Raw genomic sequence first — 20,894 nt, 5'->3', positions numbered from 1 at the left:
TATACGCATTTGTGCGATAAAAGCAATGTAACTGGGTACTTTTTCGACAAAAACCAAAATATAGTCTGAAATCATTGAAAAAGTTGAACCATTTGCGCATTTATTGCCTACATTAGTAGAGATAAACTTATTCAGTTGGAGGCTATATGTCAGCACATTCCATGTCATCACTTACTAAAAGCGATTGTTTCATCGAAGGTCACTGGGTACCCACAGAGAAGCGTTTCAGTGTGACTAACCCAGCAACCGGTGAGGTGTTGGCCGAAGTTGCCGATGCCGATGACGAACTTACGCAACGCGCCATTAATGTTGCCGAGACGGCACTGGCGAAATGGCGTAAGAAGACCGCTCGCGAGCGGGCGGTGCTATTACGTAAGTGGTATCAGTCCATGATGGACAACAAGCAAGCATTGGGCGAATTGATGAGCGCCGAACAAGGCAAACCGGTTCCAGAAGCGGTTGGTGAGGTCGAGTACGGTGCCAGCTTCGTCGACTGGTTTGCCGGCGAAGCCGAACGCATTAACGGTGATATCCTGCCGCTGACCGACAGCAGCAAACGCGTGTTAGTAACCAAAGAACCCGTTGGCGTCTGCGCAGCCATTACCCCGTGGAACTTCCCGAATGCGATGATCACTCGAAAAATTGCACCGGCATTAGCCGCTGGCTGCACCATCGTTGTTAAGCCACCGCAGTTAACTCCCCTTTCAAGCTTAGCGTTGGCGCAACTTGCCAGTGAAGTGGGCATTCCGGACGGTGTTATTAATATCATTCCAACCACTGATGCCAAAACCGTAGGTAAACGCCTTGCAACGTCATCACAGGTTCGTAAGTTGTCATTCACGGGCTCTACCGGCGTTGGCAAGATTCTTATGCAACAATGCTCAGAGCACGTATCCAAAGTGTCGCTGGAGCTGGGCGGTAATGCTCCGTTCCTGGTGTTTGACGACGCCGACATTGAGCAGGCTGCCGAGCAGCTTATTGCCTGTAAATTCCGTAATGGCGGACAAACCTGCGTTTCTGCCAACCGAGTGTTGGTGCAGGAAACGGTTGCTGAAAAATTCACTCAGGCGATTGTCAGCAAGGTAAAAGCATTAAAAGTGGGGCCGGGGACTGAAGAAGGCGTCGACTTAGGACCTCTAATTGATCAGGATGCTGTCGACAAGGTTCAGCGCCTGGTGCTGTCAGCGAAATCAGATGGCGCTACGATTGAAGCTGGCGGTTCAGTCATGACCGAACTGGGCGATTTGTTCTACGCACCAACCGTGGTTTCAGGCGTTACTGACGATATGGACATCACCAAAGAAGAAATCTTTGGTCCTGTCGTTGCCATTAATACCTTCGAAACGGAAGAAGAAGGCATTAAGAAAGCCAATGACACGCCATTCGGGCTGGCGTCGTACTTTGCAGCGAAAGACACCTCTCGCATTTTCCGAGTGAGTGAAGCACTTGAATACGGCATGGTAGGCGTGAATACCGGCGGTATTTCGCATGCTTACAACCCATTTGGCGGCATTAAAGAGTCCGGTATTGGACGGGAAGGATCAAAATACGGTATTGATGAATACTTAGAATTGAAAACCGTAACCCTCGGCGGACTTGAATGAACCCACAACTCAAAACGTTAGAGCAACTTCAACACACCTTTGACAGCGGACTGACACGTCCGCTGTCTTGGCGTCAGCAGCAGTTAAAACAGCTCTCCCGTTTTTTAGAAGACCACGAAAAGGACTTACTGGACGCACTGCAGCAAGATTTAGGCAAGTGTCCCAGCGAGTCACAACTTACTGAAATTCAGTTCCTTAAAACCGATATTAAACATACTCTTAACGCTCTGCGTGGCTGGGTGAAGCCACGTAAAGTCGGTAATCCAATGCTGGCCTGGCCGGCCAAGAGCGTGATAGTGCCAGAGCCCTTAGGCACCGTATTAGTCTTAGGCGCCTGGAATTACCCTGTTCAGCTAACCCTAGCGCCGCTTATTGCGGCCATTTCCACGGGTAACTGTGCCGTAATAAAGCCGTCTGAGCATGCCCAGGCAACCGCTGGTGTTTTTGAAAAATGTTTGGTTAATTACCTGGACAGCGCCGCCTTTAAAGTCGTTACTGGTGGCGTTGACGTCTCTCAACAGCTGACTGAATTGCCGTTCGACCATATTTTTTACACCGGCGGTCCGCAAGCAGCCAAAGCCATTATGGCAGCGGCGGCGAAAAACCTGACGCCTGTGACGCTCGAGCTGGGCGGCAAGAGCCCCGCAGTCGTGTTGAACGACGCCGATATGACCGTAACGGCTCGCCGTGTTGTTTGGGGAAAGTTTCTGAATGCTGGACAAACCTGCATCGCGCCAGACTACTTACTGGTTGAAGAGTCAATGAAAGACCGTTTGATTGATGCATTGCGCGAGCAAATTGCGCAATTTTACGGGGATGATCCACAGCAATCGAGTGACTACGGTCGTATTATTCACGAACAGCACTGGCAACGACTGACCCGAATGCTCGACGGTGCCAATGTTGTCATTGGTGGGGACTTCGACAAACGTGAGCGGTATATCGCACCAACAGTTATCGATGGAGTATCTGGCGACAGTCCGCTAATGCAGGAAGAGATATTTGGTCCGCTACTGCCGGTAGTGACCGTGAAGTCAGCTTCTGAAGCTATTGAGTTGATTAACACCAAACCTAAGCCTTTAGCACTTTATGTGTTTTCAAAAGATAAACGAATGCTGAAGCAGTTTACTCAGCGAGTGTCCGCCGGCAATGTTTGCTACAACGACACCCTGATGTTTATGCTCAATGACAAGTTGCCGTTTGGCGGCGTCGGCCAAAGCGGTATGGGTCGTTATCACGGAAAGTGGGGCTTTGATACTTTTAGTCATTTAAAACCGGTTATGACCCGCAGCTTCCGCTTTGATGTGGCATTGCGTTACCCTCCGTACAGCAAATTAAAAGACAAAGTCTTGTCCTGGTTTGCCGGTTAACCTTGAAATTGGCGTTTAGCGTCAACATATCCTGTTTTAAGACACGAACAAAAAGACACAGGAGAACGGGCGCAAATGTCACAACAGTCCAACATTATTGATGTCACGCTGCAGAACTTTCAGCAGGTGCTCTTAGAAGGCTCAAAAGAGAAACTGGTTATTATCGATTTTTGGGCTGACTGGTGTGAGCCGTGCAAACAACTCATGCCGGTGTTGGAAAAACTGGCAAACGAATACAGCGACCAGGTTATTCTCGCGAAAATAAATTGCGATGACCAACAAGAGTTAGCCATGCAGTTTGGCATTCGCAGTCTCCCAACCGTAGCTCTTTTCAAAAACGGTGAACCAGTTGATAGTTTTGGTGGTGTTAAAACCGAAAGCGAAGTTAGGGAAATGTTGAGTAAGCATTTGCCAAGCCCGTCAGACGATCTTATTCAACAGGCACAAGTCGCCATGGGTGAAGGCGATGCGAACAAAGCCTATACCTTGGCTAAGCAAGCCTATGATCTTGATAACACCGATATGGCAGCCATTAAATTACTGGCCGAAGCGGCCGTAGACGCTGGTCGGTTAGATCAGGCCAAGGAATTGGTTGCCGCTATTCCAATGGTAGAACAAGACAGCGATTATCAGCGCATTAAGGGTAAGTTAGAGTTAGCCGAAGATGCGGCAGACTCCCCTGAACTTCGCGCCTTGCAGGAGCAAGTTGAGCAGAATCCTGGTGACTTATCGTTGAAATTACAGTTAGCTTTAAAATTTCATGAAGCACACCGCGACGAAGAAGCACTGCAACTGGTCTTTACCGTGTTAACGAAAGACGTCAATTTTGAAGGTGCGAAAAAATACGCACTCGACATTATTAATTCGTTACCCGACGGTGATCCGCTCGCAGCAACCTATCGTAGAAAACTTTACAGCATGATGTATTAGGCTGTTCACTAGCAACGATCTTGGCCGGCTCCCTCAGCCGGCCCTTTTTTTGGCACTAACTCAGTAACGCCATGCAGAAAATTTACCAACACTGGATTGACTCAGGAAAGCTAAACGACGACAGTTTTCAACGAAACGCCGTTGCTGCGCTTCAACAGCGTCTTGATGCTATTAGCAATAAAGACTCAACCTCCATAAAAAGCTTATATTTATACGGCCCCGTTGGCCGCGGAAAAACCATGCTAATGGACATGTTTTCCGAACAGCTACGCTCACTTTCAACAGCCAATTCATCGTTTATTAGGCTGCACTATCACCACTTTATGGCCAGAGTTCATGATGCACTGAATGGTTTGCAGGGTGAGGAAAACCCAATGCAGCAAATTGCAAAAGAGTGGGCTAGCAAATATTCGATTATCTGCCTGGATGAGTTTTTTGTTGAAGATATTGGCGATGCCATGATTTTGGCCCGGTTATGGGAAAGTTTGTTTGACGCAGGCGTGACGTTAATTACAACGTCTAACGCGCCTCCTGGCGAACTGTATAAAGACGGCTTGGCGCGGCACCGCTTTGAACCGACCATTGAGTTACTTAACCGTCAATGCGAGCTTATCGACTTGGGTTTTGGTACCGATTATCGCCGTATTAACAGCACAGACATGCCGCTTTACCTAACCCAGGGGCTGCCAACTGATTTAAAAGCGCTGGCCGAAGAGCGCTTTGGCAAGCTAGAGCAAAGCGATAATGTCGTGATAATGAATCGAACGATTCCCTGCTTATGGCGTAACAGCGAGGTTATCGGCTTTGATTTTATGAGCCTGTGTTCGGGCCCCCGAAGCCAGCGTGACTACATGGAGCTTGCCGACAAATACAACGCCATTGCTGTACAAAATGTTCCGGCGTTTACCTACATTCCCGACAAAGAGTTGGTGCATGGCGTCGAAGAGACCTACCAGCGGGAACACGACGCAAAGCGTATCAGCAAGCTCGACAATGAAGCTCGTCGCTTTATCGCGCTCGTCGATGAATGCTATGACCGAGGCTGTCTCTTACTGATAACCGCGGAAGTGGATGTTGAACAACTCTACCAGGCACAACAACTCGCCTTTCCATTTAGGCGCTGTGTCTCGCGTCTTTTCGAAATGCAGCATTGGTAGGGGAAACACGCTGGTAAAAAGACGCCAATCTGTTCCAGAGAGTAGAATTCCCTGTATTTACCAGCGTGTTAAAACAGAGTTAGAAAAAGGTTACATGAGTTTTAACATTTTCCAATATCGCATTTGTAATGGATGTTAATAAATTTTTTAGCACTCAGGTCAGACTTGCCAATATTCACGACGTATTCACTCATCCGCTGCTTGCCGTTAACGTTACCCCTTGCTAGGATTGCTGGAATTTAAAAATTGATGCTTACAAAGCACCTCAAGATAATAACGATAACAAGAAGGTCAGAATGAGCGAACAACGCGATCAATTCAGCTCTAAAATTGGATTTATACTTGCCGCGGCAGGCTCTGCCGTTGGTATCGGAAACTTAGTTGGCTTCCCTGTTGCCGCAACAAAAAACGGTGGCGGTGCCTTTCTTATTATTTATGCTTTGTTCGTTGCCTTTATATGCGTACCAGTCATGTTGGCGGAAATGGGGCTGGGCCGCCGCGCGCAAAAAAGCCCACTAGGGTCCTATCAGGCATTATCGCCAGACAATAAGGGCTGGCATATAGCCGGACTACTGGCGGTCATTACGCCCTTTATGATTGCCGTATTTTACATGGTGATTACCGTCTGGATATTCGGTTATTTATGGCATTCAATCACCGGAAATCTGGCCATGCTGGCTGACGCTGAGTACTTTGGCCAGTTCGTCAATGACTACGGCTTTGTTGGGTTTCTCGTCGCAGTTACCGTCATTATCAACGTTATTCTTGTTGGCGGTGTCAGGAAAGGCATTGAAAAGGCCGCTAAATTTCTTATGCCAGCGCTGTTCATTATGCTTGTATTGCTGGTTATTTTTGTTTTATCGCTCGACAACGCCGCATTAGGGGTCGAATTTTACTTAGTGCCGGACTTCTCAAAAATCGACGGTTCTGTCGTAAACGGTGCGTTGGCTCAAGCGTTCTTCTCATTGTCATTAGGTATGGGTATTTTGATTACCTACGGCTCTTATTTCAGCCGTCGCGATGACATTGTTACTTCCGGCAAGCTGGTCGCCCTGACCGATACCGCCGTCGCATTTACCGCTGGTTTAATGACTCTGCCAGCTATCTTCGCCATCAACCCGAATACCAACCCGGACACATTAAGTGACTCCTCGGTGAGTATGATTTTCTCTTTCTTCCCGCAAATCTTTGTGGCTTTAGAAGGTGTTGTTGGCTACGTTGGTGCCAGTATCGCTGCGACCGTTTTCTTCTTGCTGACGTTCATCGCCGCTATAACGTCATTGGTATCGATACTGGAAGTACCGACCGCAGCGATTATTGAGAAAGCGAAATTCAGTCGAAAGAAAACACTCTTGGTTATGGGCTTTGCCGTGACCGTACTCACATTAATAGCGGCGACATCGTTTGGTTTTGTGCCTGCGTTCACTGAATTTACTGCGTATGCCGGGCAACCAAAGTCGGTATTCGACGTCATTTATGACGTGTTTTACGACACCATATTGCCGTTAAACGGTTTACTTATCTGCTTGTTCGTTACGCTACACTGGCGTCGTAAAGGGCTTGAAGATGAACTGTCAGAAGGCAACCCAAATTATAGAAATACGTTACTTGCTAAATATGTTCGTATTTCAATCAGTACCTTTATTCCGTTAATTCTTGCGGTTGTGTTTATCAACACAGTACTGACTAAGTTTGTTGGATTCTCCCTATTCTAAAGGCGGAGTCATATCGATGAATCGTGGCGGTTTTCGACAGCTAAAACTGCTGCAAACAGCGAGCCAATGGCAGCAAGCCTGCCAGGCTCGCTCTTCTAAAAGCATCCTTCTTTCTCAAACTGACGCACACGCCGACGCGCAACTCAATCGGTATCGCGACTACTTAGGTCATGAATTCGAGAGTGTTTTTCTTGATTGCCACGACGGCATTAATGCCGACACGATTTGTGCATTATGCGGCACTGTTATCGGTGGCGGTCAGCTCGTTATTTATCTTCCCCATGAGCCGTCAGCCATGCGTGAGCGGCTGCAATATTTCGCCGATAAGTACTTTCCCCAAACTCAGGTGCAAGAGCAGCAAAAGAGCATTCCCCAAAAGGAATTTGACGTCTCCAGAGCTGAACTTCAGAGGTTGCAAAAGGAACTGATTGGTGAGGCCCTTTCTAAAAACTCAGTACGCACTCACATTATTACTGCGGAGCGCGGCAGAGGAAAAAGCACCGTGTTGGGAAAAGTGCTCAACCACGTCAGTCATGCGTCTCCCAATGTCGACGTCGTTGTAACCGCCCCAAGAAAAGCGAACGCACAGGTTTTGCTAAAACACGCCCCTAACACCACTTTCAACGCATGGGACAAGTTATTAGAGCGCCCCAGTAACAAAGAAAAATGGCTGATTATTGATGAAGCCGCAGGCGTACCGTTGTGGGCAACACAGCAACTTTGCGAAAAATTCACGCCATGGTTGTTAGCGACAACGGTGTCGGGCTACGAAGGTTGTGGCCGGGGCTTCGCGATTCACTTTCAGGATTGGGCAAAACAACAGTTTCCCCGGGTAAAGAGTCATCAACTCAATACGCCAATGCGCTGGCCACTAAACGACCCGCTAGAGCAGTGGTTAACGGACTGTTTTCTTATGGATGAGTCACCCGTTTTACCCGACCCCGAACTTGCTGACGGTCAATTTCTAGAGTATGCCGCTGACATGAATGAAAGCACGCTGCGCCAATGTTTTCAGTTATTGCTTAATGCGCATTATCAAAGCAGTCCAAATGACCTCAACCTGTTATTGAGCGACTCATTGCATCGCCTGGCCTATACACGTAAAAACGGGGAAATCATTGCTGTCGCCTGGCTTATTCAGGAAGGACCACTGACTCCGGAACTGCATACCGATATTTTAGAGGGCAGACGACGCCCTAAAGGTAACCTGCTACCACAAGCTATTGGTTACTTTCTTCAGCAATCCTGGGCGCTTAGCGCGCGCTGGCTAAGAGTTGCCCGTATTGCCGTGCCCGAACATGAACGTCATAGGGGCAATGCCTCCCAATTGCTCGACTTTATTGCGCAACACCCCGAACACGGCGCTATCGACAAATTTGGTACTAGCTTCGCCTGGGAACCAGGCGTTGCCAGCTTCTGGGAAACCAATGGTTTTGTGCCTTGGCGCATCAGTCATCGTCTCGACAGTGTATCTGCGCGCCCTGCCGCCATTTATGTCAAAACAGCCTCCAGCGACCATGCTTCTATTCGCGATATTCATCAGTGGGCACACGCTGAACACCAATGGCTTAGCGAGTCGAAAGCCAGCATTCCGGATGACTTAAACCAACCCCACTTAGCCCAGCTACTGGTCGACGCTTACTTAAAAGAGCGAATACCATTTGATGCGGCGCACTTTGCGTTAGCCGTATTCTATAAAAATAAGCGCCCTACTGACCGTCTGACACCACTGTTGGCAATGCCAACTTTGTCATTAAAAGAGCTAGCCAGTTACTTAGGTTGTTCCTCAAAACAACAGGCCAATGTAAAACTCCGTAAAGATACCGCACAGCTCGTCTAATGTGACTTGTTGTTTTCTCAACAACTTTCTATGATCAAGTCAGTCTTAACAAAGGGGAAGGCAATGACTCGTTACTCATCGCTAAATGCATTACTGGCTGTTATATCTGGGGCAATTATTCTTGGCGCGTGCAGCTCACAACCTCAGCCTCAACAAAAATCGCCTTATGGGTTCCCACAAACTACAACAGTTAATCAAACAGATAACTATCATGGCACTATCGTTGCCGACCCTTATCGTTGGTTGGAGAATCTTAACTCAGACGAAGTTGAGCAATGGGTCAATCGCCAAAACACATTTTCCACCCCGTCTTTGCAGCAACTGCCTGTTTATAGTGAGCTGAAACAGCGGCTTACAGAGCTTTGGAATTACAAAAAAATAGGCACGCCGTTTCAATACGCAAACCGGTATTTTTATTTTGCCAACGATGGACTGCAAAGCCAGGACATTCTCTACACAATGACCGCCTTAGACAGTGCTCCGGAAATAGTCATTGATCCGAATAAACTCAGCGAAGACGGTACTTTATCACTGGCGAGAATACAGGTCTCCCCAAACGCAAAGTACGTCGCTTACTCGGTTTCAGAAAAAGGCAGTGACTGGAATCATATTCGCGTTAAAAATATCGAATCGGGAAACGTCTTGTCAGAGCGTATTGAAGGCGTTAAGTTCTCTAACGTCGCTTGGCTTCCCAACGAGAACGGCTTTTATTACAGCCGCTATCCGCAACATGCCAACGGAAAATACGATGATTCAGAGCCGGTCAGTGTCTACTTTCATCGCATCGGCCGCTCGCAAAAAGACGATGAGCTGATCTTCGCATTGCCGGAGCAGCCAAGCTGGAATCCTTACCCGGAAGTCACTCACGACGGTCGCTATCTATTAATTAATGTCTCATCCGGCTACGATGCAAACGCCGTGTTCAACCGTCCATTATCCGAAGACGACGCGCCTTTTACCGGACTCTTAACCAAATGGGACGGACAGTACAATTACGTAACGAGCCACAACAACAAGCTGCTCTTTCGAACAACAGCACAGGCCCCCAGAGGGCGAGTTATCGCCATTGATATGAGCGACACGGGTGATAACAACTGGTCGGAAATAATTTCTGAAAATACTCATACATTGACGTCAGTGTCCGCTGTTAACGGGAAACTGTTCGCACACTACCTGCAAAACGCCCACTCGCGCGTTGGTATTTTTAATCAACAGGGGCAGTTACTGCAGGAGTTAGCCTTACCCGGAATAGGCACAGTATCCGGCTTTAACGGCTCTCCGTCTGCTGACGACACCTTCTTTAATTTTTCAGGCTTTACTGAACCAGGAAAAATTTACCGATACCAAGTGGAGCAGCAGCGCACAACGTTATGGCAGGAGGTCGAATTCCCCGCCGAACTTGAGTCATACGAAACGCATCAAGTCATCTATGAGAGCAAAGACGGTACAGAGATACCGATGTTTCTGGTGCACTCTCAAGACGTAGAGCTAGACGGTAACAACCCCACACTACTATACGGCTATGGCGGTTTTAATATCTCTTTAACCCCTGAATTTAAAGCCGACCGTATTGCCTGGTTAGAAATGGGTGGTGTTCTGGCAATACCTAACCTGCGTGGTGGTGGTGAATTTGGTGAACAATGGCATCAGGCTGGCACAAAAGCTAACAAGCAAACGGTGTTTGATGACTTTATCGCTGCCGCCGAGTGGTTAATTAAAAACAACTATACCAACAGAGACAAGCTCGCTATTCATGGTCGCAGTAATGGTGGCTTGCTCGTCGGAGCCACTATGACTCAACGCCCTGAATTATTTGCTGCGGCAATTCCGACGGTTGGTGTACTGGATATGCTGCGTTACCACTTACCCAATGCCAACGCCCGCGGCTGGGGCAGTGAGTTCGGATTAAGTGAGAATGCCGATGAATTTGCTCATTTATATGAGTATTCCCCAGTTCATAATACCAAAGCGGGCACATGTTACCCGGCCACACTCGTCACCACTGCCAATAATGATAACCGAGTTGCGCCTTGGCACAGCTACAAGTTTGCGGCGGCACTGCAGGCCGACCAGAGCTGTGACAACCCGGTATTATTGAATATCGAAACTCGCGCCGGTCATGGCGCTGGCACACCTACGTGGATGAAAATTGAGTCAGCGGCTGAAAAGTGGGCATTTTTACACAAAGAACTTCATGTAAACAAAGAGAAGAGAAGCTCGGCTTCTCAATGATGATTTTCAAAAAATGTGCTATCTTTCGCGGCAATCTTATTCGTAAAATAAGTCCGTTAACGATTTCTGTGAAGGATAGCATTCATGTCTAAAGTTCTTATTATTGGCGCTGGCGGTGTTGCTGGTGTTGTTGTTCAAAAATGTGCGAAATTACCGGAAGTGTTCTCTGAAATACACTTAGCCAGCCGTACCTTGTCTAAGTGTCAGGCGCTTCAGGAAAAAGCCGGCAAAGATCGCGTTGTTGGTGTGTATCAAGTTGACGCTGATGACGCTGCAGAAGTCGCCGAGCTTATTCGTGGCATTAACCCGTCGCTGGTTATTAATGTCGCCCTACCGTATCAGGACTTACCAATTATGGATGCTTGTTTAGAAACCGGCGTTCACTACTTAGATACCGCCAACTATGAGCCGAAAGACGAGGCAAAATTCGAGTACTCATGGCAGTGGGCGTATCAGGACAAATTTAAAGAAAAAGGCTTAATGGCGCTTTTAGGTGCTGGCTTTGACCCGGGTGTAACCAACGTATTTACTGCGTACGCCGCTAAACACTACTTTGACGAAGTCCATTACTTAGACATTGTTGACTGTAACGGTGGTGATCACGGCCAGGCCTTTGCAACCAACTTTAACCCCGAAATTAATATCCGAGAAATTACTCAGCGCGGCAAATACTGGGAAAATGGTGAGTGGCATGAAACCGACCCTATCAGTGTTCGTAAAGACTTAGACTATCCAAATGTTGGTGTGCGTCCGTCTTACCTGCTGTTCCACGAAGAGTTAGAATCTCTGGTTAAGCACTTCCCAACCATTAAGCGCGCGCGCTTCTGGATGACTTTCGGAGACCAGTACCTAACACACTTGCGTGTTTTAGAAAACGTCGGCATGACTTCTATCGAGCCGGTTGAATTTGAAGGCAAGAAGATTGTACCTTTGGAGTTTCTGAAAGCTGTATTGCCAAACCCTGGTTCATTAGCGGAAGGTTACACCGGAAAAACCTGTATCGGTACTTACGTGACCGGCATGAAAGACGGTAAAGAAAAGACCATTTTCATCTACAACAACTGTGACCACGCCGAAACGAACAAAGAAGTTGGCGCACAGGCTGTATCCTACACCACGGGCGTGCCTGCCATGATAGCCGCTTCATTGATGCTGCAAGGCGAGTGGATGAAACCCGGTGTATGGAACATGGAACAATTTGACCCGGATGAGTTCATGAACCGTTTGAACCAGTTTGGTTTGCCATGGCACGTACAAGAGTGCGACAAGCCGTTTGAGAAGTAAGTGAGTCACCGATGAGTCATTATTTATCGCCGGATATTCCGTCGCCATGTTACGTGCTGGATGAGAAGCTACTGCACCGCAACCTCGAGCTTATGCAATACGTTCAGGAGCAAAGTGGTGCAGACATTATTCTTGCGCTGAAAGGCTACTCTATGTGGTCGGCGTTTCCGCTCATTAAGCAGTACTTAAAAGGCTGCACGGCAAGCTCGGTATGGGAAGCCAAACTGGCCGCCTATGAATTTGGTCGTGAAGTTCATGCCTACGCACCGGCCTATAAGCAAAGCGATATTGACGAGCTCCTGCCGCTGGTAAACCACTTGTCGTTTAATAGCGTGACCCAGTGGCAGCGCTATCGCGATCAAGTGGCAGAAGCTGGCGTTTCTATTGGTTTACGCATAAACCCGGAACACCAAGAGGCGGACACCGAGCTGTACGATCCGAGCGCGCCCGGCTCGCGACTAGGCATTAGAGCCAGCGAGTTAAGCCAGCATGACTTAACGGGCGTTGAGGGCTTACATGTGCACAACCTGTGCGAGTGTGACTCATTCGCATTAGAGCGTACACTGGAAGCGGTAGAAAGTCGCTTCGGTGAACAACTTAAGCAGGTTAAATGGCTTAATTTAGGTGGTGGTCATTTAATGACTCGTGAAGGGTACGATGTCGAACACCTCATAAGCCAACTTAAACGCCTACGTGAGACCTATGACCTTCAGGTGATTTTAGAGCCCGGCTCTGCGGTTGCCTGGCAAACCGGTCCGTTAGTTTGCGAAGTGGTGGATATTGTCGAAAATAATGGCCCTATCGCATTGCTCGATATTTCAGCAACAGCGCATATGCCTGACGTACTGGAAATGCCTTATCGGCCAGCAATTACTGGTGCCGGACTGCCGGGAGAAAAAGCCTTTAGTTATCGCTTAGGTGGTAATAGTTGCCTGGCCGGTGATGTCATTGGTGAGTACAGCTTTGATCAGGCATTGGCTGTTGGTGACCGACTTATATTTGAAGACATGATGCATTACACCATGGTGAAAACATCATTCTTTAACGGTGTACAACATCCTGCTATTGGTATTTTACGCGAAGACGGTCGCTTTGACTGTATACGGGAGTTTCGTTACGAAGACTTTCGCAGTCGACTTTCATAGTCTCTTAGAGGCGAAAAACGTCAACGGCCACTATTCGAGTGGCCGTTTTGCTTCTTCTACCACAGAAGGCGGCATACGCTCTGATAATTGCGCTAATTGCTGCTGAATTTCCCGATGTTTAGCCGTATCACCGGTCACCGAGTTATGCAGCCAATGGTAGGCGTTTTCATAATCATACGGACTGCCATAACCATTCAGTAAAATACTGGCAAAACGCTGCTGGGCACGGAGGTTTCCGAGAGACGCCGCCTCTCGCAAATATAAAATAGCGCGTTCAATATCCTGCTGTACCAACCGCCCCTCGTGATAATATCGCCCTAGCTGCTCCAGAGCCTCGACTAAGCCTTGCTCTGCCGCCTTTTCCATATACAGCAAACCAATTTCAGCGTCTCGGTCGTAGCAAATGCCCCAAGCTTTCATATCACCATATAAAAATTGATACGTTGGTCGGCGTTCCAGCTCTGCCTGAGCTTCAATGTCTTGTGCCAGCTGGCAACGATCAACATCGCGAACCTGAGTAATGTGCTCATTGGTGGCAAACATTTCGACCAGTTCGGCGTCAGAATACAGCTGAACCGCTTCTATGTCTTGAGACTTCGCTGGTAAAGTTAATAAAAGACCACTTATTACGGCTGCCACTAACGCTGCTTTATGCCACGCCATTTTTGACTCCAGTTCGCTTATTCAATCACTACTGTTCGTTATCGGCACAAAGTCGCAAACCCTTAAACGTTAAGTCATCAATACGACAGACACTCCCATTTAAATGGGAGGCCAACTGCTCGCTATCACCGCCAGTCACAACAACCGTAAAGGCTTCATCGTTGAATAACGAAGGAGACAGTTTAGCGGCTTCATACACAACGCCGACTAAACTTGCTTCAATACCGTGCAGCATGCCTTCACGGGTACTGATGCCCGGCTCCAGCTTTGCCTTAGCACTATGTTCAACAGGAACATTCCCCAGCTGTGCGGTACCCTGACCAAGGGCATTGAGCATTAGCTGTCGACCGGGCACTATCCAACCACCTAAATGGTGACCTTCGCTCGTCAGCCAGTCCACCGTCAATGCTGTCCCCGCATCAATGATAACGGCATGCCCTTTGACCGCTTTGTGACACCCCAATAGAGCCAGCCAACGGTCAGCGCCTAAAGCCTCCGGCTTGTCTTTATACGCATTCTCTATGCCTAACTGCGACGCCCGAGTGCGTTGCCAATGCACACTAATACCAAGCTCAGCCAAAGACTGATTAAGCATATCAACCACTTGTACGGACGCCACACTGACACCTAAGGCTTCTTTCGTCTGTTCAATTTGCTCACGGTTAATCACACCAAGCAAAATGTCCTTTAATGAACGACTCAAGTCATTCAACCAATGTTGATGTTCAATCGCACCCAGAGCCTGAATAGAGTCAGTGGACTTATCCCACCAGGCAAACTTACAGCGCGTGTTACCCGCATCAATGAGTAGCATCTAATGACCTTAATGTTGTAAACGTAAACTAATTTCGCCGCCAAAGTAGCGTTTCACGCCCGCTTCATCCTGAACCAACAACGCACCGTTTTCATCGATGCCGCGACAGGTTCCTATACATTCGCGTTGTCCCATTATTAAGCGTACCGGCTTATCAAGAAACTGATCGTAAGCACGCCAGCGCACCTGAAATGCACTAAGACCGGCTGAGTCATATTCAGACAGGCACGCCAGAACTGACTCACGGACTCGCGCTGCTATCAGGTTACGCGACATAAAAGCAGGCGCTTCACTACTGATATCCGTCCATGCCTGATCTATGCTTTCAGCCACACGTTCAGGCATTTTTAAATTAATACCAATGCCAATAATGCTATGCGCAGAGCCATCTGCCAGCGTTTCTAAGTCGACTAAAATACCCGACACCTTTTTGCCTTTTATATAGACATCATTCGGCCATTTTAGACCAACACCTTCAATACCCAACGACTCAAAACATTCGGCCAGGGCAACACCTACCGCCAGGCTCAGCCCCATCGCCCCATGAATACCCTCTACCAGCGGCCAATAAACACTGAAATATAAGTTACTACCAAAAGGCGAGATCCAGCGTTTACCCCGCCGCCCCCGCCCTGCCGTTTGAGCCTCAGCAAATACCGAATAGCCAGCGGCCAGAGGCTGCTTTTGTGCCAGCAATTTAAGCTCGTCATTGCTGGAGTCAACAACCGAGTAAACCGCAAAATCAGGTGCTTCATAAAAATGTTCAGTGGCTTGCTTTATCTTTTCTTTATCGAGCAATTCCAGCTGTTGAGACAGTTTGTAACCTTTACCGCTAACCGAAAAAAGTTCGAGGCCGAGCTCTTCTAACTTATGAATATGCTGGTTCACCGCCGCTCTGGAAATGCTCAACTGCTCCCCCAGCGACTGACCGGAGTGAAATTCGCCATCTGATAATTGCTGAATCAGCTGATCAAGTCGCTGTGACTGCTTCATTATGCTCGTTCCTTGTTCTTTGAAGCGTTCATAAGTCAATGAGTCCGTGAGCGCCTACCAGCCGAACTTCCGGCTCAAGTGTGACGCCCGTTACTTCATAGACTCTGTCTTGAATTTCTTGCGCTAACGCCACTAACTCAGAGCCCTGAGCTTGGCCGTTATTAATTAAGACCAAAGCTTGTTGAGGGTTAACGCCAACATTCCCCACCGACAATGATTTCAAACCCAGTTTGTCGATAAGCCACCCCGCCGCCAGCTTCACTGAGCTGTCAGAAACAGGGTACGAGACTAATCCGGGCAATTTAGCCTCCAGCGCTTTTAAGTGCTCCACCGATACCACCGGATTTTTAAAGAAACTGCCGGCATTGGGTGTCACAGCGGGATCCGGTAGTTTCCGCTGGCGAGTTTCAATCACTTTGTCAAAGACAGCCTGTGCAGTCACCGGCGCAGACAGTTCATTTAGCGGTGCGTAATGCGTCACCGGCTGCCACTTTTTAGGCAAAAGAAAGCTGACTTCGGTGATAAGCCAGCGGCCCGGCGTTTGTTTGAAAATACTGTCACGATAACCAAACTCACAGTCCGAAGGCGTAAAATAAGCCCAGTGACGTTTTTCAACGTCCCATGCGGTCACCATCTCAATGAACTGTGATACTTCAACACCATAAGCACCAATATTTTGCACAGGTGCGGCTCCGACAGAGCCGGGGATCAGCGCCAGGTTTTCCAGGCCGTTAATATCCATTGAGCGCAACCGCGATACCAGCTCATGCCAGTTTTCTCCGCCTGCAACCGTCACCCTTGTGTACTCAAAGAAGTCGTCAACTTGAACACCTTTCAGGGCATTATGGATAACCGTCCCCTGGAAGTCTTCAATAAACGCCGTATTACTGCCTTCGCCCAATAGGTACCAAGGCTCTTGCGGTTCCAGTGTCAGAAGATTATCGGCACTGTTCACCTCAACGAAGTCGAAACACTGTGCCGGCAGACGAAATGTGTGTAAATTCGATAAATCCCTCAAGCGAGGCCTCGTAATATTGCGGGTTATTTTCGCATGCTAATATATTTCAAAAACGCTTTTAACGCAGCCGGTTTTACGGGTTTTGGTAAAAACTGCAGGCCTAATTTTCGTGCAGATTGCTTCACCGCGTCGTCACTCATTGCCGTTACCAGAGCAGTAGGCACTTTATGTTGCCATTGCTCCCACAGTGATTCAGCGAGTGACAAACCATCGCCATCACCCAATTGATAATCAACCAGTATGCCGTGTGGCACTTCTTCAGGATGGCTTTTCGCGTAATCCACCGCTTTGGCGAAGCTATTCACGGTCACCGCCTCGCACTCCCATTTATTCAACAGAGCACTGACGGCATTCAGGTTTTCATGGTCGTCATCCACCACAAACAACCGCAACGATGCATTCGGACCTTCCTCCTGCTGACGCTTAGGTTTGTTCACCACTTGGGCGCTATTACCCAGGGGTACACGAACGGAAAACCGCGAGCCTTTCCCCTCAACAGAGGTCACCTCAACTTCGCAGCCCAGCTGTTCGCCCATCCGCTGGGCGACGCTCAATCCAAGTCCAACGCCCTCGACATTCTGGTTTTGAATGCGATAGAAGGCGTCGAATACCTTGTCTTGCTGCTGAGCGGCTATGCCAGGGCCTGTGTCCCAAACCGAGATTTCCAGCTCACGGCCTTTTTTTCTGACCCCGAGCAAAACACTGCCCTTAGGAGTGTATTTAATAGCGTTAGACAAAAAGTTCTGCACAATACGGCGTAAATACGTCGGGTCAGTGAATACCGGTCGGTCAACATAAAATGCCCGAAAATCCAGATGCTTCTGATCGGCCAGCATGGCGTATTCTTCAATTAAAGGGTTAAGAACCGAGCTTAATTGCACGTGTCGGAATTTCGGCTGTAAAGCGCCTTGGTCCATTTTAGCTATCGACAGCAGCGTAGAAAGCAAATGTTCGGTGGAGCCAAGCGCGGTATCCAGCTTACCCAATAACTGCTGGTTTTTATCGGACAGTTCTTTTTCATGTATGGCGGACAAGTACAGGCGTGCGGCATTCAACGGCTGCAAAATATCGTGACTGGCCAACGCCAGAAAACGCGTTTTTGACGCGTTAGCTGCCTCGGCTTCCGCTTTCGCCTTTTTAAGCTCTTCTTCTACCTCACGACGGCGATCAATTTCTGCCGTTAACTCTTGGTTTATCTCACGAATTTCCTGTGTACGAACATCAACCCGCTGCTCAAGATCGATATTAGCGTCTTCCAACGCCTGCTGTGTTTCAACGTGTTCAGTAATATCCGTAAAACTGGTGACAAAGCCCCCGGTGGGTAACGGATTCCCGACCATTTCGATGACACGACCGTCGGCTCGTCGGCGAATGAACCGGTGCGCTGACCCCATTTGCATGTACCGCAAACGCTTATTAACAAGCTCATCGACGTCGCCCGGACCACACTCGCCCCGTTCCGCATTATAGCGAATGAGAGTGGCAATTGGCTGCCCCGGTTTCACCATGCCTTCCGGATACTCAAACAAGTCTAAATAGCGTTTATTCCAGGCAACCAAACGAAGCTCGGCATCGACTACGCTAATGCCCTGCGCTAAATTTTCAAGTGAGCTGAACAATATCGATTGCTGAGTTTGCAGGGCTTGCGTAGTGTCATCAAAAAAGTGCACTACCTCTTCTAAGTTAAGCTGCTTGTCGCGCAGTGCCGCATCGACCAACGAGCGCGCTGTTGCAGACCCTAACACGCCGGCTATCGCGCGCTCGACAAAGCCAATAAACGACTTATCAGCCAGTTCTTCAGGAACTAAATCCTTCTCTTCCGGCTGCTGAAAATACTGCATAAGCTGTTGCGCACGCTGGCCACCTAAAAAAGTCTTTAGCAACAGCATCATGTCGGCATTCGTGGCATTGTAGTCCTTGTGTAAATGTTGCTGTTCGGGAAGCTTTGCTTTGGGTTTAACAAAGGCGGTTGCCTGAATCCGGTCAACCAGCCTGGGCCGTGCTAACAGTGAAAATGCGATGAAACCAAAGGCGTTGAGCGCCAGGGAAACGACTGTGCCCCGGGTTATAATTTCAACGTCGGTGAGTTCAGGGTAAGAATACAGCGGAATTAACACCGCTAATACCCAACCAATAGACCCCGCGCCAAGCCCCGCATAAACACCGCGAGCGTGGCCTTTACGCCAGTATAAAGCGCCCAATAACGCAGGCAGCAACTGCAGTACCAGTGAGAACGCCAGCAAACCGATACTCACTAAATTGGTCTTCGCCGCCCAGAAGTAATAACAAAAGAACGACAGCACCATCGTGACCGCGATGGCGACCCGACGAATTAACAGCAGCGCCCGATCATATTCCCGCTTTCGCTGCTGCAACGGCAGCTTAGAATCGCGTTGCAGTAGTATCGGCATGATAACGTCATTGGTTATCATGGTACTTAGTGTCACCGACGCAATAATCACCATCGCGGTAGCCGCTGAAATACCGCCGATAAAGATAATAAGCGACAACCACAGCTGGTCTCTAAGCAGCGGCAACTGTAATGAAAAGGTTGACCCGTCCCCGCCGTTGCCTAAGAAAAAACTTCCGGCAATGGCAATTGGAATAATCGCTGCGGCGGTTAAACTTAAATAAATCGGAAATCCCCAGCGGGCAGTTTTTAAATGCCGAGTGTCAACGTTATCAACCACCGCTACGTGGAACTGTCTGGGCAGACACAAAATAGCGCCAGCCGCCATCAAGGTTTGAACAATAAACTCAAACTCACCAAACTTCGCAAAAGACCATTGTGGTGCGGTTACCGAAGTGAATTGACTTAGCAGCGACGGACCAGGGCTTTCTGCAAGTAGCGACCAGGCAAATACCGCTGCCGCCATTAACGCCACCAGTTTTATCATCGACTCAACCGCAATGGCTAAAATCATACCACTGCGATATTCAGTCACTTCCACATGACGTGTCCCAAAGAGCATGGCAAATATCGCCATCAACGCCGCAGCACCCAGTTCTTTTATAGAAAACTCATCCATCACACTGGTGCTTTCCGTTAGCACCGAAAAGCTGACCCCCACCGCTTTCAACTGCAGCGCAATATAAGGAATGATGGCAGTAGCCGCTATGGCAGTAACGGCAACGGCTAAGCGGCGTCGCTTACCAAAGCGAGAAGAGATAAAGTCGGCAATTGAGGTGATGTTCTGCTGTTTACTGACAGACACCAGCTTTTCCAGCACTCGAATGCCAAACAGGAACAGTAAAATGGGCCCCAATAAAATGGGGAAAAACGCCCAACCTTCGGTAGCAGCATTACCAACCGCTCCGTAGTAAGTCCAGGAGGTGCAATAAATAGCCAATGACATGGAGTAAACCATTGGCTTGTGGCTGATTTTATTTGCCCAGGAACCTAAACGGTCGCCCCAGGTCGCTACGGCAAACAGAAAAATGACATACGCCAGAGAGGCGAATACCAGCAACCAAGTCATAACTGCAAGCGTTCAGCAACCAGTACAGCTTGAGTCCGGCTGTACACTCCGAGTTTACGGAATATAGCCGTGATGTGGGCTTTAACCGTCGCTTCAGTAATACTTAACTGGTAAGCGATTTGTTTATTCAGAAGACCTTCATGTAAAAAGTGAAGTACTCGATATTGCTGCGGTGTCAGTTCAGAGACTTTACGTGCCAGTTCCTGATCTTCGTCAGAAATCACATCCAAACGTTCCCGCGACTCTTTAGGTACCCAGGTTTCGCCTTGCAATATGGTGTCTATCGCTTCGGCTATTTCCGCTGACGGCAACGACTTAGGAATAAAGCCAAGCGCCCCAAAACCAATGCATTTAGCGACAATGGAGGCGTCCTCGCTGCCAGAAATGATAGCAACAGGTAATAACGGATAATCTTCGCGCACCCGAATAAGACCATATAAATCGCCACTGCCCGGCATATGCAAGTCGAGTAACAATAAATCGACGTCATCGTCCTTGTTTAGCGCGGCTAATGTCGAATCTAAATCTTCGGCTTCACGTAGGGTAAGTTCAGAAAAGTGATTCGCGAGCGCGCCTTGCAGCGCCTCGCGAAACAATGGGTGGTCATCTGCGATTAAAAATTTCGCCATGAGATTCCAAATTAAGTGACA

Annotated in this window: 15 protein-coding genes; 9 read left to right on the top strand and 6 right to left on the bottom strand. The window is 48.5% G+C overall.

Annotated features, from left to right (window positions below):
• The first annotated feature begins 161 nt into the window (after positions 1-161).
• From CEW91_RS03070 to nspC, 9 genes are all read left to right on the top strand, one after another.
• Positions 162-1,604, top strand: a complete 1,443-nt coding sequence (locus CEW91_RS03070; RefSeq protein ID WP_088767627.1) for an NAD-dependent succinate-semialdehyde dehydrogenase — start codon at positions 162-164, stop codon at positions 1,602-1,604.
• Positions 1,601-2,974, top strand: coding sequence for an aldehyde dehydrogenase family protein (locus tag CEW91_RS03065; RefSeq protein WP_088767626.1), 1,374 nt, complete (start codon positions 1,601-1,603; stop codon positions 2,972-2,974). Before CEW91_RS03070 ends, CEW91_RS03065 begins: the two co-directional genes overlap by 4 nt.
• Before the next feature lie 75 nt (positions 2,975-3,049).
• Positions 3,050-3,904: a thioredoxin gene (gene trxA / locus CEW91_RS03060; RefSeq protein WP_088767625.1), complete on the top strand. Its 855-nt coding sequence runs from the start codon at positions 3,050-3,052 to the stop codon at positions 3,902-3,904.
• Positions 3,905-3,975: 71 nt separating this feature from the next.
• Positions 3,976-5,061 carry a cell division protein ZapE gene (gene zapE, locus CEW91_RS03055; protein ID WP_232507016.1) on the top strand — a complete coding sequence of 362 codons (1,086 nt, stop codon included), beginning with the start codon at positions 3,976-3,978 and terminating at the stop codon, positions 5,059-5,061.
• A 296-nt stretch (positions 5,062-5,357) separates the two neighbouring features.
• On the top strand, positions 5,358-6,776 hold the full coding sequence (locus CEW91_RS03050) for a sodium-dependent transporter (RefSeq protein WP_088767624.1): 1,419 nt from the start codon (positions 5,358-5,360) through the stop codon (positions 6,774-6,776).
• 16 nt (positions 6,777-6,792) lie between these two features.
• Complete coding sequence (locus tag CEW91_RS03045; protein WP_088767623.1) at positions 6,793-8,616, top strand: GNAT family N-acetyltransferase; 1,824 nt, start codon at positions 6,793-6,795, stop codon at positions 8,614-8,616.
• A 63-nt stretch (positions 8,617-8,679) separates the two neighbouring features.
• Positions 8,680-10,848, top strand: coding sequence for a prolyl oligopeptidase family serine peptidase (locus CEW91_RS03040; protein ID WP_088767622.1), 2,169 nt, complete (start codon positions 8,680-8,682; stop codon positions 10,846-10,848).
• Positions 10,849-10,932: 84 nt separating this feature from the next.
• Entirely contained in the window at positions 10,933-12,132 is a 1,200-nt protein-coding gene (locus tag CEW91_RS03035) for a saccharopine dehydrogenase family protein (protein WP_088767621.1), read from the top strand.
• A gap of 11 nt (positions 12,133-12,143) precedes the next feature.
• Complete coding sequence (gene nspC / locus CEW91_RS03030; RefSeq protein WP_088767620.1) at positions 12,144-13,277, top strand: carboxynorspermidine decarboxylase; 1,134 nt, start codon at positions 12,144-12,146, stop codon at positions 13,275-13,277.
• A gap of 30 nt (positions 13,278-13,307) precedes the next feature.
• Here nspC and CEW91_RS03025 read toward each other — a convergent pair whose 3' ends face one another.
• From CEW91_RS03025 to CEW91_RS03000, 6 genes are read right to left on the bottom strand one after another with little or no spacing between them, the layout of a single operon-like run.
• A complete protein-coding gene (locus CEW91_RS03025) occupies positions 13,308-13,940 on the bottom strand; it encodes a tetratricopeptide repeat protein (protein ID WP_088767619.1) in 633 nt (210 codons plus the stop codon).
• A gap of 28 nt (positions 13,941-13,968) precedes the next feature.
• Positions 13,969-14,754 carry a type III pantothenate kinase gene (locus tag CEW91_RS03020; protein WP_088767618.1) on the bottom strand — a complete coding sequence of 262 codons (786 nt, stop codon included), beginning with the start codon at positions 14,752-14,754 and terminating at the stop codon, positions 13,969-13,971.
• 9 nt (positions 14,755-14,763) lie between these two features.
• Complete coding sequence (birA, locus tag CEW91_RS03015) at positions 14,764-15,747, bottom strand: bifunctional biotin--[acetyl-CoA-carboxylase] ligase/biotin operon repressor BirA (RefSeq protein ID WP_088767617.1); 984 nt, start codon at positions 15,745-15,747, stop codon at positions 14,764-14,766.
• A gap of 28 nt (positions 15,748-15,775) precedes the next feature.
• Positions 15,776-16,765, bottom strand: coding sequence for a UDP-N-acetylmuramate dehydrogenase (gene murB / locus CEW91_RS03010; protein WP_088767616.1), 990 nt, complete (start codon positions 16,763-16,765; stop codon positions 15,776-15,778).
• A gap of 23 nt (positions 16,766-16,788) precedes the next feature.
• On the bottom strand, positions 16,789-20,244 hold the full coding sequence (locus CEW91_RS03005; RefSeq protein WP_088767615.1) for a hybrid sensor histidine kinase/response regulator: 3,456 nt from the start codon (positions 20,242-20,244) through the stop codon (positions 16,789-16,791).
• Complete coding sequence (locus CEW91_RS03000) at positions 20,241-20,873, bottom strand: response regulator transcription factor (RefSeq protein ID WP_058576076.1); 633 nt, start codon at positions 20,871-20,873, stop codon at positions 20,241-20,243. The genes CEW91_RS03005 and CEW91_RS03000 overlap by 4 nt, the downstream gene beginning before the upstream one ends.
• Positions 20,874-20,894 lie beyond the last annotated feature (21 nt).

The sequence above is a fragment of the Idiomarina piscisalsi genome, assembly GCF_002211765.1.
Lineage (GTDB): Bacteria > Pseudomonadota > Gammaproteobacteria > Enterobacterales > Alteromonadaceae > Idiomarina > Idiomarina piscisalsi_A.
Note: the sequence above shows the minus strand (reverse complement) of the source record. Positions and strands in the feature narration are given on the sequence as shown.

Excerpts from the sequence above, each read along its gene's own strand:
- CEW91_RS03045 (WP_088767623.1), top strand. The coding sequence starts at position 6,793 with ATGAATCGTGGCGGTTTTCGACAGCTAAAACTGCTGCAAACAGCGAGC.
- CEW91_RS03020 (WP_088767618.1), bottom strand. The coding sequence starts at position 14,754 with ATGCTACTCATTGATGCGGGTAACACGCGCTGTAAGTTTGCCTGGTGG.
- zapE (WP_232507016.1), top strand. The coding sequence starts at position 3,976 with ATGCAGAAAATTTACCAACACTGGATTGACTCAGGAAAGCTAAACGAC.
- birA (WP_088767617.1), bottom strand. The coding sequence starts at position 15,747 with ATGAAGCAGTCACAGCGACTTGATCAGCTGATTCAGCAATTATCAGAT.
- CEW91_RS03025 (WP_088767619.1), bottom strand. The coding sequence starts at position 13,940 with ATGGCGTGGCATAAAGCAGCGTTAGTGGCAGCCGTAATAAGTGGTCTT.
- trxA (WP_088767625.1), top strand. The coding sequence starts at position 3,050 with ATGTCACAACAGTCCAACATTATTGATGTCACGCTGCAGAACTTTCAG.
- CEW91_RS03065 (WP_088767626.1), top strand. The coding sequence starts at position 1,601 with ATGAACCCACAACTCAAAACGTTAGAGCAACTTCAACACACCTTTGAC.
- CEW91_RS03005 (WP_088767615.1), bottom strand. The coding sequence starts at position 20,244 with ATGACTTGGTTGCTGGTATTCGCCTCTCTGGCGTATGTCATTTTTCTG.
- CEW91_RS03040 (WP_088767622.1), top strand. The coding sequence starts at position 8,680 with ATGACTCGTTACTCATCGCTAAATGCATTACTGGCTGTTATATCTGGG.
- nspC (WP_088767620.1), top strand. The coding sequence starts at position 12,144 with ATGAGTCATTATTTATCGCCGGATATTCCGTCGCCATGTTACGTGCTG.
- CEW91_RS03035 (WP_088767621.1), top strand. The coding sequence starts at position 10,933 with ATGTCTAAAGTTCTTATTATTGGCGCTGGCGGTGTTGCTGGTGTTGTT.
- CEW91_RS03070 (WP_088767627.1), top strand. The coding sequence starts at position 162 with ATGTCATCACTTACTAAAAGCGATTGTTTCATCGAAGGTCACTGGGTA.
- CEW91_RS03050 (WP_088767624.1), top strand. The coding sequence starts at position 5,358 with ATGAGCGAACAACGCGATCAATTCAGCTCTAAAATTGGATTTATACTT.
- CEW91_RS03000 (WP_058576076.1), bottom strand. The coding sequence starts at position 20,873 with ATGGCGAAATTTTTAATCGCAGATGACCACCCATTGTTTCGCGAGGCG.